Below are 11792 nucleotides of genomic sequence, written 5' to 3' on the forward strand. Positions count from 1 at the left end.
CAAGATGATGGTTGGCGCGAAATGACATAGAGCTTAACATTCTTGATGTTTTGTGTGCCTGTGTCGTATACAAAAAGACGCGATCGTTATTTATCTGAATTTGAGCGGTGGGCTTGCTTCTCGATTGGCATGACGAAGCACCCATTCTTTTGCCCGATCAAAATCGTGAAGGGACCATGATTCTTGTTGCGCCTTTTTCAAAGGATTGGCACCTGGCCTCCAAAGCGTAGTGCCGCATGTATTTTGATGTTGCATTACAGCCGTGTGGATTAGGCTAGTTGCACTACCAAATAGCTTGTTCGCTTCAATTCCAGCGCCTATGCGTAGTTCTTGGTGCCTAACGCTGGAAGGGAAATCTAGGATTCGGATGATTTCAATTAAATTTTCAAATGCATCGGCTAGCGTGGGAGTGTTTTTTGCGAAGCGATTATGGATCAGGGCTTCTATTGCGAGCGTCTCTCTTTGAAGTTGACTGATCGTTGGGTTTTTGATGGGTCTAATGTCGATTTCATCAACTTCCGCTTCGTGGAACCCTAAGACTTCTAGAAAATCAGCTTGGGTTGCTATTACCTCCTTTGTTAGCCACTTGGGTAGGGTGACTATTTCTTTGAGGGAGCAGAGATCTCCTCCGCAGTGGTAGCACATTCGTAAATCCAGGATGCGAGTTCGGTTGCGGGGGGTGTAATTCCAGAATAGTGGTTTCTGGCAGGCTGGGCAGTAGTCGCGCATGATGCACCTATGCTTCGGGCATATCCAGTTGGAGGCTAGGCGCCAACTGGTTCTGTAATACGGGATGGCGTCACTACCCAGGCATCGAGAGCAGTAGCGGAGGTGCGGGAGCATGCGCATGGGATCGGTATGCAGGCACAACAAAGCAGGCCCCAAGAGAAGGTCGCCATTTTTTGGAACCATTTTTTCCAGGGTTGTAGCAGATGCGCTTGTCAGTGTGCCGAGGTAATCCCAAGGCAGCCCTCGACGATCAAAATCCAACCAATAAACAGGTTTCTGCCACGAGACACCGATCCAGTCGAGAACTTTGCCGGGAGATCTGTTCTTTCTGATGGCATAGCGAATCAGCCACGAGCTGACCGCTTCACCCGGTAGCGGCGCAGGAAAGTCATAGGCTCTTGCAACGCTCGGATTCCAGCTATCACCGTAGGTCGAGGCCAACTCGCTGAGTGCTTCGAGCGACCTGGCAATCATCTCTTCACGGGCCATATCAGCTTAGGTCGAGCTCTAGTTGTGGGGAGTCAAGCCTGGAAGGCCTGGTTTTTATCCCTGCTTGTTTCACCAGTTGCCGGACGAACGTTTCGTATGGGCTCGAGATAAACCTGAAATCACTTGAGCCAATATGGGACTCGTAATAGCGCTGAATCGGGCCGAGCAGGCGCATGGTGGCATTGTCTCCAGACCACTTGGAATTGACCGCAATTTGCTTCGACAAAGCTTCATCCAGACGGGTTGGCCAGTCAGATAGGAGCCAGCAAGCCGCGGCGATCATTTCTCGGGTTTCTCCGGCATCAAGTTTTCGGAGACCACTACCTTGACTGAGTGAAAAATTACCCAGCAGGTGATGGCCGAGAAACCAGAGGCTGTGGCATAACCCGTCAAGACTCAGGCGTGCGAGATTTTCGACCTGGTTAGCTGGAATGCATTCGGAATCAAGATTCAACGGACCATCGGAGTGATTTGCCATGATCCTTGCAATGAGTAGTTGCTCTGCCTCTGCTGGTGTCGTGACACTCTTGCGAAGATCGAATCCACATTCGCAGTATTCGGGGTGGCGTCGAGCAAGGGCTAGTTGCCTTTTGCATTGAGGGCAGCGATCGATCAATCGGCAACTGTGTTTCCAGCAAGCGGTATTGAATGCCAAATGCCACACTCCTCGTAAGAAGGGCTGTTCTTGTAGGCATTGAGGGCAAATTGGAGCATGTCGGAGTTTGAGAAAGGTCGATTTGCTCAGCCATTCGCCGAGAATTTTCCAATCGCGCCCCTTCCTGGCGACTTGTCGGGAATAGCCCGAGAGCTGGTCAAGCTCGTGCACGCTGTTCCGCGTGTATGTCGCCAATCGAGGAATCTCCGTTTGCTCAACCTGCGGATTTGTTGAACTGGCGTCGAGTGCGTACTGGAGAATTTCCTGATGATCCCGGTAGTGATTGGCACGGGCGCAGCGCATCAGGAAGCCCCAGAGCGATTCATGCGGGTAGGGCTGCGTTCGGTTAATTAAGCGGTACTGGTCCAAAGGGGGTCTCCTCTGAGCAATGCACCAGGAAGTGGGCTTCTGCAAGATCCTCACGAGAAATTCGTTTATTGCCCTTCCTGCTGGCAATACGAACCGCATCTGCTAGAAGCATTTTGAGTAGCCGAAAACTTCCTCTGCTTGAGTCGAATATCGACTTGGAAAGCTCGCTATCGATGAGATTGGCCTTTTCCGGCATGGGTAGGCACTGATCGAGTGTCGCTAGGACACCCAGATACTCGTCGTTGTAAGAAAATGCCTTGATAAAGGAGAGGCCTGGCCATCGGGTTGTTTGCTCATCCTGCCGCCGGATTTCATCAAGGGGTGGTGTGCCGATAAAGACAAATGCCACGCCAAGAAAATCATAGAGGCGCTTCAGGGTCGCTCCTAGCGCACCACCTGCGTCTCCCTTGATTTTCCTGGACGCTAGTATCCAGAGGTGTTGGGCTTCGTCGAAAGCGATTAGTAAAACACCAGTTGTCTTGACGGCGTCGCGCAGCGTATCTCGAAGCTCTTTTAGCGATAGCCCTTTCAGGCTGCGGGGATCCTGCCCCAACTGCATGAGAAGTCGTATGTAGATTTCCCCGATGCTCGGGCGGGCTTCGAATGTGAGGTATAGAACTGGGCAGAGGCGGCGGTGATCGCCTTCAACCGGTTTTAGTCGCTTGAGAAGCCGTTCCAAAATGAAAGATTTGCCGCGACCACCTTCGCCGATGATCCAGAGCCCTCCTGGTTTCTTTGAAACCTTGGCTCTGGCCAGGAGCGCATCAATGTACTTGTTGGCTCTGCGGTACTCGTCAAAGGCAATGGGTACATCAAGTACGTATTGCGCCCTGTCGTCCGGGCTACCCGCCATGGCTCGGGTACGCTCCTTTATGGGATCTAGCGCAGGTGTGGTGGTCGATGTTGGTTCTGCAAATAGATGTTCCGAGTGTAAGTCCGCCATCGTATTCATCATGACCCCCATGCGTAGCTTGGAACGTCTGTGAACGATGGTATGTTCGGAGGTGGCGCGCCGTTTTTCCTGTCTCCGAATGGGGTCAGTATCGTTCGCGTCTCTCCAGCCAGGACACTATTTGAATTGATGCTGGCGATGCGGGCTAATTGAACCTTGCCCTTGTTTTTCTTGGCCTCTAGTTCCTCTGCGATTACGTTTTGTATGCGGTCGCGGGTTTCGATCAAGGTGTCGACAGCAGTCGATTTTTCTAAACGTATTGTGGCTTCGGACCGGATAAACTTGTGTTGAAACAGACTCAATCCCTTGCTGTACTCAGGTCGAGTAGAAGGAATGCTTAGGTATTCGTGTGAATGAGGATGTTCGACGTAAATCTGCCCCAGATCTTCAGTGCAGACAACATAATTGATGGTTTTGATGCGGCCGACATTCTTCATCAGAGCTTCCAACTGGTCATCAGCGTAGGTTTGCCAAGAAAATCGAATTCCTTCTTGTGAGAGTGCTCCTGTGTGATGCTCGCCTAGGATGATGTTCAATTCATCGATCGAACAGGGATAGGGTGGTGGAGCTGTTTCGATCCCGCTTTGCCATAGCTCGAGTGGCGCAGCTTGATTTCGTACGTTGGTTTGTATGTTGTGAAAATCTGCCGCCCACTTGTGAAGCAGATATACCAATGTTGAAAAGCGAATGACTGCCTGATTGACAGAGTCGTAGTCCCTCCTTTTTGCAAGTGACGCATAGGTGCGTCCCGGCATTGCTTCGAAGAACGTTTGTTCCAGCGTGAGAAAGAATCGTTCGATTGAGCCCTTTAGCCACGGGGTTCTGCGTTCACAGTATTCCCAGAATGACCCCAGCGCTTTGATTGCATTCCGGTAGCGCTGGCAAACGAAATCAGGCCCGCGATCGGATGCGTAATAAACGGCTCGCCCAAATGCAGGCCACGGATTTTCGATGTCCGGCCAAAGCTCATAAGCAAGGTGGTGCGAGGAGAGTGAGTGTTTGACCGCCCCAAAGATTGAGCTCAGCCCAGTCTTCTGGAACGAGACGTAAAACCCGAGCAAAACGCCGGAATAACGATCCTTGATTGCTGTCAGCCATGGTCTCCCAAGCGGTAGCAATGCATGATCGTCTATGACGTAGAGATTCATCGGCGTGTGATCGATTTCGACTACGTCCAGCGGGTGTTCTGCTGAAAGATGCCCTTTTGCCATTTTGAAATGGCGTCGAGCTTCTGCTCGCCCCAGTCTGGCGATCATCATTTCTTCTTCGGGGCGATCGGCGACCCGGTTTCCGTACGTTCGCTCGCTGATTGCGTTCAGGACAGGTCGCTGATCAGACTTTCGCTCGGTGTTTTCAGCCTTTAATTTCTTTGCGTAGTCTCGATGCGCGCCGGCGAGAGTTGGTTGAGTGGATTTTGCGTAATAGTCGTCAATGTGATTCTGGAGGAACTCTTCGCTTTCCTTGTCAAGCCGTTTGGTACATCTCCTGAAACTGTTGCCATTGACTACGACAAGAAGGTCGCTTCCCGATGAGTCGATCTCTTTCCACCATTTCGATATCGTCGAAGCACCAGGGGGGCCGAGCGGATCATTGATTTCTTTCGCAATTCTCGTGGCGCTATCGGTGATCAGGAATTTTTGACCGCGGGTGATGCCTTCCCTCTTTAGTTTGGAAATGTAAGTAATTTTGCGGTCGTGATCGAGTTGGTATTTCTCCGGGATGAGATTCAGGTCTCGGAAGTTCTGGAGCGCGTCAGAGCTGTCTGGCTTGATTACAAGAGCTTCCGGTGATGAGAATGCGTCGATAATTTTCAGTTGCAGAGACGCTTGTGCTGACCAAAACTCCGATTCCGTCAGCGTCTTTTTTTGGCCGGTTTTCGGATTCTCGAAGTAAAGCTCTTCGGTGGAGCGGCTGTCGTACTCGAGAATCTGGCCCTGGTAGGAGATAACAAGCCCTTTTTGGAGGAAAAAAGATCCCATGTCGATTCCTCCGGACTAGGCGTTGTTAGGCTGAGTTGCCTGACCAGGTGCGCGATCTCGGCGCTCCCAAGATTTTCTAGGGCTGAGCTCCGCCTCTCCAAGATCACGAAGAGGCGTCGCCTTTGAAAATCCTCCAACAAAATTCCATGGGGTGAGAGGTGGACGAGTCTGTCGCCAAGTCGTCGTAATTTCCAGTCGGTATTGATTTGCCGTTCCACGACCCAGAGCCAACGCTGCCAGAAGATCACCATGCCGGGTCGCACGAAAAATGTCGCCAAGGAATAATCCTTTAAATGGTTGATCGGGGAGGCTGAGCAAACTTGATTTGGTGAGCTTGTAGCTCCAGTCGAAGCAAAGCCGGCGTTGGGCAATCAGTGTGTAGACTTCGGCCAATGAACAAGATGCCGCATCGCAGAGTTCAGTAACCGCCACCGTCTGCTCGCGTTGAAATGCTTCTACTACCCGAGCCAAGGCCTCACTGGGCAAAGGTGAAGTCAGATAACGCATCAATAGATTGGTATTGGTTCTTTGGGGCTCAGAGAACAGTTGCTCATCAACAATGAAAGCAAATGCTTGCCCTGTTTTCTGAAAATGCTTGGCGATCGCGAGGTAGGTTGGGAGGTGTTCCGGATGGAAAAGAAATTCGAGCGGCTTGATTTCGATTAGTGTTTCGATATTGCCGTGTTCAACTAGGAAGTCGGCGGTGTATTGGCGTTCAACACCGTCTTGGTCGAAGTAGCTTCGTGCTTGTTGGGAATAAACCCGTTTGATGTCCCTGCAGAGCAGAAGACGTGGAATCACGAGTTTTTCGTAAGCGGACTCGTATTCAGCCGGATAGGGGGTTAGCTCTTCAACCAGAAGGCCTCCCGTGGTGCGGTGTGGCGAGACTTCAACTAACTGGCGGCTAGGGGCGTTATGGCCCTCCAGCTTTCTTGCGCGGCGTTTCTTCATGATTTCTCCAAGGTGAAATCCTATGCATCCAAACGAATATTTTTTCGTTTATTGATGTAATTTTTGGCGACAGAAGTCCTTGACTTTGCCGGCTGCCTTGGAGATACTTTGGGTGTCAGATGTATTTTTTTCCGTGGCTAACGGGCAAGGCCGGATGAACCGAAAGGTGAGTCCGGTTTTTTTTGTTACATGGTTTCCTCCTTTCGACTAAGCCCGGCGAGAATCTGACTGAGTGTTTGAACGTCGGTCAGATGTCCTGCTTTCAAGCCGAGAGCGACTGCAATCCTGTGGCTTTGGCCACGCAGGCAGCGCCGCTTCCCTTCAAGGACTTGATAGACGAGGCCGCACGAAAAGCGGTTTTCGCGAGCCCATTCCGCAATGGATATGCCGGCGTCCTCGATTAAGGAGCGGCATTCCTGAGGGCTGCGGATTGGGTTGGGTGTATTCATGGGAGTAAATGTATTCGAATGAGTGCACGCTAGCACCAAAACTGGAAACTGTGCAATATGTTTTCTATAATCTCTGACATGCCTACACAAAACGAAACATTTCTGCCCGGTTTGGGCGAGCGTCTTAAGGAAGAGCGGAAGCGCTTGGCGCTCAGCCAAGAGGAGTTCGCGGAGCGTGCAGGCGTTAAGCGCCTTGCCCAACTTCAGTACGAGAAAGAAATTCGTGAGCCTCGTACCTCATACCTTGCTGCATTGGGGGCTATGGGGGTCAGCCTTGGTTATGTTCTTTTCGGAAAAGAGCCTTCGGATAGAACCCTGGCGCCCGAAGCTACACGACGGATCGAAAAGAAGATTTTTGACCTGATTGATGAATACGCGGCTACTCAGTGCAACGGAGTGCTTTCGTCTGATGAGCGCTTTGTCCTCTTTGAGGTTATGCGTGCCCACTGCATTCAGGCGGAACTGAATGGTCGAAATTCAGAGGAAGAAGCAGTTACTTTTATTCCAAAAAGTGCGTGAGGTTTCCGAGCGATAGAAGGAGTTGTCCGTTGCTCTTCATGAACGCTCTAGACGAAGGTCTTGGTTCATCGTCAAATGGAAAGAAGGTGCGCAGCATGGATTGCAGTAATGAAAAATCCGAGGTGCGTTTTCGGAACGCGCTCGCGGCCCTGCGTGGTGTAATCGAAACGGATATTGGTGATGACGCCGAAACCTCTGTCGAAATGTTTCGGAAAGCCTTGCTGACGGCCGAGATTCGGGCAGCGATGCAGTTAGATGTTCACACGAAGGGGAGCTGGTCAAGTATTCGTCGCCTATTCAGGGAGGCTAGGGCGGTTGACGCTGTGATTGCTTGCTTGGAAAAAACTGGGCGGTTTGACAACAAACAGATTTTGCGTATTCGCAGAGTAAAGTTGTTCAAAGAAACATCTGCTGGCGAAATTGTTATCCGGCCGCAACCAATCAGAGAGCCCGTCGCTACTTCGTGGGTGTCTTTGCTGTCGATGTTTGTCGGAGGTTGGGTGTCGTGGGTTTGGTTTGCTGCAGAGGGCACCCCGAATCTAATCGTAAGCTCTTTCGTATTGGGAACAACATTGGGAGCACTAGCCGGAAAAGTTTTGGACTACTCTTTTCGTTTTGCTGCCATTAGGAAACAGGTATTGGAAGTCGCGCCATGGATGAAGGAAGGGGTTTGCTTAAAATTAAGCTGTAGGTGAACAGTTCCGCAGACAGTTCATCGGCCATAGCTGACCTTCGGCCTTCGACCAGAATCAGGCGACAATATGCCGCTTACCCGCCATTGAGCCCCTAATGGCGGCTTCCCTGAGCAGCGTAGGACGGACCCCGACCCGAAGGAAACGCAGGGGAGCAACAAAAGCCGACGCTCAACGGGGAAGTGCGCGGCATCCGCTGAACTCGCAGCAGAGATGTCATTCGCTCACCAGAATCGGCTTGTGTTCTGGATCACTCTCCCCGCGCATCTACCAACATGCTCTGGTGGTCATTTATATCGAAATGCAGCCAGTCAGGGAATGCCCCACGCCGAATGACCGTCTTGATCAGTTCAGCACAAAGATGACAAGCCTCAGAGATCACCGCGTCAACTCCCATAGAGACCCCTAAAACTGAAATCGGTTTGGTGTCATGACTACCTTGATGAACAAGTTTGCTTCGAACGTCATAGGTCTTTGTCAATATGGTTCGGTTCCTCTCTCGCACACCTGAATCACCTCCCAAAAGCCTCACGGCGCGAACCTTCACCTTGTGCGTCATTTCACTTGTTTGATTGTCCCCGCACAATATTTCGAGCGCGATGGAGACCTCAACAGCTCTATCAGCAGCTTGATGCCGTAAGAGGGCACGCTTCAACCTATCTGTTGCGATTTTTATCTTCTCCTTTGCGCTTGGAGTCAACGTCTTGAATCGCCTAATGATTTCTATTGCCTCCTGGGAATTCAGGGCCGGTGGATCTTGTCCAATGAGCTTTGGCAGGATTTCCATTATTTGGCTGCCTCGTGATTGACCCAAGAGAGCCAACTCTAAATCCGGATCATCAAAGTTGAACCAATGCGCTACCTGAATGGCAACCCTTGGACCGATCAGCGTTAACAACATTGTGATTTCTGCCACTGACTCGTGAAAACCGGAAAATTCCCCATCCACTGCGTGGCTTTCCTCCGGGTCACGTAAAAAAGGGGCTACCTGATACGGGACAACGAGTGCCGAAGACGGTGGTTCCCAGATTAAAGGGGACGAAATAATCCCTGTCTGAAATTGACTATTTTCAATGGCAGCCTTTTGTCTGCTATGAGGGAGCGATTCAAATGGGATAAGACGGACATCCGGCGTTAGTTGCACCTCTGAGCCAACAGGGACGTTCCACAAAGCGGTGATAAATTTTCCATCTGCTACCTGCGTTGAGAGAACTTTTTGCAGCCAAGATATGCCACCACTTGCTGAGCCAGTATCAATGGTGCGTTGCAAAAGCTTAGGTCCCACAAATTTCGGGTAAAAACCGAATCCGCCATTGAGCGTCCTGATTATTTTTACTGTGCGCCCCAAAAATCGGGAGTCAGAGGTAATTAGATCCTCTAACCCTGAACTCATTTTGTGAATTACCGTGGAGGCTCGAATAGAAAAGGTTTGCGGATCAATGTTCCGAATATCAGACAAACCCAAAGGCGGAGAGCGATATGCCAATGCCTCCTGCAACTTTTCCTCTAAAAAATCCTCCAAAACAACGCCCTTAGACGCAGGCGTTGTATCCGCACTTGAATGCGATTGCATGTTCTGACTTCCCCCTGAAAAACTGTTGTCTCCGCCAAGAGCATCTTGGGAATTTTGCCTTCATTCCAATGCTTGGCCGCCAATTCACTGTATGTCTTTTATTCTTCACCGGCATTCGTAAAGTATAGATACTGCTCATCCACAATAATTTTTCCCCAGGCACTGGGTTGGAATACGTGCTGTCGGCCAGAAGCCGTCACTGCCCCCCCCAATCCGGATAGCCGTCATCCGGGTGAGGCGGTATGCTACCCGCCTGTATGCCAAATCCGTCGCCTCGACTCGGAAAGATGTCGGCTGCTGCTTTTCCTGTTTGCTATTCTGCGTAGCGCGTAATCTCTGCTCCTAAACAGTAAGTTGCATACACGTTATTAGGCATTCTGATGTTACGCAGCAGAACTGTCGCCAGAAAACAAATTTATCCGAAGATAGGGCGCATGGACAATTTCAAGCATTTCTCGTTGATGTATCTGAACGACTGGTACTGGTGGGATAAGCCGTTTTCGGAGCGGATCTCGTCCAGTGACAAAGACGATAGTCTTGATGCGTTTCACAGTGCGGCGAAATACTACAAGGTTACTCGTAACTTCGAAGACGATGGAAACGAAAAGCGCTTGCAGGCGGCGCTTGACCTTGTTCTTTCGGTTGGAGGCCCCCTGACGGAAGATAATGTATGTCAGCAGGTGTCTGCCTTGGCGGATGCGTTCGAACGAAGATACGGCAAGAACGCCGTTTCCGCGGCTTCGAAGTTTCTGTGGCTTAGGCATCGAAGCCCTGTGGTTATTTTCGATAGCAGGGCTGTCGCTTGGCTACGTGCCAACAACTACAAGGTGCCGCATGGAAGCGGGTATCACGAGTATCGGCGCCAATGGTTGGCGGCATATGCAGATAACGAAGAGAGAATCCGCGTGGCGTGCTCTGGGCTTCCGTCCGTTAAGGATTACACAATGGCGAGCGAGTGGACTTCCGACGAAGTGGCAGCGATTGCTGGCTCGCGGTGGTTTCAGGAGCGGGTCTTTGATAAGTACCTCTGGTTCAATGCAGCGAGCCGTTAACAAGTCGATCCATCGGACGTCAAAAAGGCTAGCGTCTTTTTGCTGCCGCTGAGCATGTCGTTATGATGAAAGTGCCGTATGCCTAAAAGAACGGACGATAGTAGCGAAGATACCTGTGCAGGTCGTCCAATTAAGGCAGCAACGCATCCATTTTCCGTTAATTTTTTGGCGGGTTGTCGAAAGTTCTCTGATTTAGCCAAAGAGACCGACGACGGACAAGAGGTAATGATTTACGCTACATCTTGCATCGTGAATGCTGCGTGTTTCTTGGAGGCTAAGCTAAATGAAGAGGTTGCAATAGCGCGGATTTGCTTTGATGAGAGCTCGTATGAGAGAAAACGCTGGGATGAGGTTAAGGATGGCGAACGACGCCATTCGATTCCTCAAAAATGGAATCAAGTAGCCGCACTTACGGGCGGCCGTTGTTGGGATTCAGGGGTAGAGCCGTTTCAGTCCTTTGAAACCATCTCATCATTGAGAAACGAACTTGTACATTTCAAGGCTGATCCGCTTGGTAAAGACGAAGCGCCATCGAGAAAAATAGCCGGTCTTATGCGGTTGCTACCCGTTCACCGAAATTGCCAGACAGGTTGGCGTGGACGAGAAGACCGTCCGCGCCATCTTCGCTGAGTACGTGAAGGAACTGGAGAAGGATTTCAAGCGCGAAACCCCGACCATCATTGGGCTGGACGAAATCTACCTCTCCACGCCACGGGGCATCATCACCAACATTGGTGACCGCTGCCTGGTGGATATGCTGGACAACCGGCGTAAGGTGACCATTGTCGAATTCCTGCGTAGCCTGCCCAACCCCGAGAAGATTCAGGCAGCCAGCACTGACATGTACCGGCCTTATCGGGAGGCCATCCAGGAAGTGCTGCCGCACGTCGTTCATGTGGTCGATAAGTACCACATCATCCGGATGGGCAACGAGGCATTGGAAGCCGTCCGGCGACGGTTGAAGCGACGCATCAATAAATTGGTGTTTGTTTTTTGGGGTTCGCAAAACAACTGTTCATCAACAATGAACGCAAATGCTTGCTTGGTCTTCCGAAAGTGCTTGGCGATCGAGAGGTACTTTGGGAGATGTTCCGGATGAAATAGAAATTCGAGTGGCTTGATTTCGAGGAGCGTCTCGATATCGCCGTGTTCGACCATGAAATCTGCGGTGTATTGACGTTCCACACCCTCATGGTCGAGGTAGGTGCGTTCTTGTTGGGAATAAACCTTTTTGACGTTCCGGCAGAGCAGCAGGCGTGGAATCGCTAGTTTCTCGTGAGGAGACTCGTATTCAGCCGGATAGGGGGTTAGCTCCTCAACCTGAAGGCCTCCCGTGGTACGGTGCGGCGAGACTTCAACTAAATTGCGGCTTGGGGCGTTAGT

Annotated in this window: 12 protein-coding genes; 5 read left to right on the forward strand and 7 right to left on the reverse strand. The window is 51.0% G+C overall.

What is annotated here, in order from left to right:
• Positions 1–90: 90 nt before the first annotated feature.
• The 6 genes from DFR40_RS08955 to DFR40_RS08975 all read right to left on the reverse strand — a co-directional run bounded on the left by DFR40_RS08955 (position 91) and on the right by DFR40_RS08975 (position 6573).
• Complete coding sequence (locus DFR40_RS08955) at positions 91–1218, reverse strand: TniQ family protein (RefSeq protein WP_121458128.1); 1128 nt, start codon at positions 1216–1218, stop codon at positions 91–93.
• Position 1219: 1 nt separating this feature from the next.
• On the reverse strand, positions 1220–2242 hold the full coding sequence (locus DFR40_RS08960; RefSeq protein WP_170160185.1) for a TniQ family protein: 1023 nt from the start codon (positions 2240–2242) through the stop codon (positions 1220–1222).
• Complete coding sequence (locus DFR40_RS08965; protein WP_170160186.1) at positions 2220–3197, reverse strand: TniB family NTP-binding protein; 978 nt, start codon at positions 3195–3197, stop codon at positions 2220–2222. The genes DFR40_RS08960 and DFR40_RS08965 overlap by 23 nt, the downstream gene beginning before the upstream one ends.
• Entirely contained in the window at positions 3194–5173 is a 1980-nt protein-coding gene (locus DFR40_RS08970; protein ID WP_121458131.1) for an integrase catalytic domain-containing protein, read from the reverse strand. The genes DFR40_RS08965 and DFR40_RS08970 overlap by 4 nt, the downstream gene beginning before the upstream one ends.
• A gap of 15 nt (positions 5174–5188) precedes the next feature.
• Positions 5189–6124 (reverse strand): hypothetical protein, encoded by a 936-nt coding sequence (locus DFR40_RS16965; RefSeq protein WP_147431302.1) that lies wholly within the window; start codon positions 6122–6124, stop codon positions 5189–5191.
• A 185-nt stretch (positions 6125–6309) separates the two neighbouring features.
• Positions 6310–6573 (reverse strand): DNA-binding protein, encoded by a 264-nt coding sequence (locus DFR40_RS08975; protein WP_121458132.1) that lies wholly within the window; start codon positions 6571–6573, stop codon positions 6310–6312.
• A 78-nt stretch (positions 6574–6651) separates the two neighbouring features.
• On the opposite strand from DFR40_RS08975, the gene DFR40_RS08980 reads away from it, so the two are divergent.
• Positions 6652–7092 (forward strand): helix-turn-helix domain-containing protein, encoded by a 441-nt coding sequence (locus tag DFR40_RS08980; RefSeq protein WP_121458133.1) that lies wholly within the window; start codon positions 6652–6654, stop codon positions 7090–7092.
• A 29-nt stretch (positions 7093–7121) separates the two neighbouring features.
• Positions 7122–7787 (forward strand): hypothetical protein, encoded by a 666-nt coding sequence (locus DFR40_RS16970; RefSeq protein ID WP_147431303.1) that lies wholly within the window; start codon positions 7122–7124, stop codon positions 7785–7787.
• Positions 7788–8034: 247 nt separating this feature from the next.
• On the opposite strand, the gene DFR40_RS16975 is transcribed toward DFR40_RS16970, so the two are convergent.
• Positions 8035–9357, reverse strand: coding sequence for a HEPN domain-containing protein (locus tag DFR40_RS16975; RefSeq protein ID WP_147431304.1), 1323 nt, complete (start codon positions 9355–9357; stop codon positions 8035–8037).
• 434 nt (positions 9358–9791) lie between these two features.
• Here DFR40_RS16975 and DFR40_RS08985 point away from each other — a divergent pair, with 434 nt between their 5' ends.
• From DFR40_RS08985 to DFR40_RS17580, 3 genes are all read left to right on the forward strand, one after another.
• Positions 9792–10409, forward strand: coding sequence for a hypothetical protein (locus tag DFR40_RS08985; protein ID WP_121458134.1), 618 nt, complete (start codon positions 9792–9794; stop codon positions 10407–10409).
• 78 nt (positions 10410–10487) lie between these two features.
• On the forward strand, positions 10488–11039 hold the full coding sequence (locus DFR40_RS16980) for a hypothetical protein (protein WP_147431305.1): 552 nt from the start codon (positions 10488–10490) through the stop codon (positions 11037–11039).
• A 4-nt stretch (positions 11040–11043) separates the two neighbouring features.
• Positions 11044–11508, forward strand: coding sequence for a transposase (locus DFR40_RS17580; RefSeq protein ID WP_425453943.1), 465 nt, complete (start codon positions 11044–11046; stop codon positions 11506–11508).
• Positions 11509–11792: the final 284 nt, after the last annotated feature.

The sequence above is a fragment of the Azonexus fungiphilus genome, assembly GCF_003634965.1.
Lineage (GTDB): Bacteria > Pseudomonadota > Gammaproteobacteria > Burkholderiales > Rhodocyclaceae > Azonexus > Azonexus fungiphilus.

Coding starts and splice junctions, on each gene's coding strand:
- DFR40_RS08955 (WP_121458128.1), bottom strand. CDS start 1,218: ATGGCCCGTGAAGAGATGATTGCCAGGTCGCTCGAAGCACTCAGCGAG.
- DFR40_RS08965 (WP_170160186.1), bottom strand. CDS start 3,197: ATGATGAATACGATGGCGGACTTACACTCGGAACATCTATTTGCAGAA.
- DFR40_RS08970 (WP_121458131.1), bottom strand. CDS start 5,173: ATGGGATCTTTTTTCCTCCAAAAAGGGCTTGTTATCTCCTACCAGGGC.
- DFR40_RS16965 (WP_147431302.1), bottom strand. CDS start 6,124: ATGAAGAAACGCCGCGCAAGAAAGCTGGAGGGCCATAACGCCCCTAGC.
- DFR40_RS08975 (WP_121458132.1), bottom strand. CDS start 6,573: ATGAATACACCCAACCCAATCCGCAGCCCTCAGGAATGCCGCTCCTTA.
- DFR40_RS08980 (WP_121458133.1), top strand. CDS start 6,652: ATGCCTACACAAAACGAAACATTTCTGCCCGGTTTGGGCGAGCGTCTT.
- DFR40_RS16975 (WP_147431304.1), bottom strand. CDS start 9,357: ATGCAATCGCATTCAAGTGCGGATACAACGCCTGCGTCTAAGGGCGTT.
- DFR40_RS08985 (WP_121458134.1), top strand. CDS start 9,792: ATGGACAATTTCAAGCATTTCTCGTTGATGTATCTGAACGACTGGTAC.
- DFR40_RS16980 (WP_147431305.1), top strand. CDS start 10,488: ATGCCTAAAAGAACGGACGATAGTAGCGAAGATACCTGTGCAGGTCGT.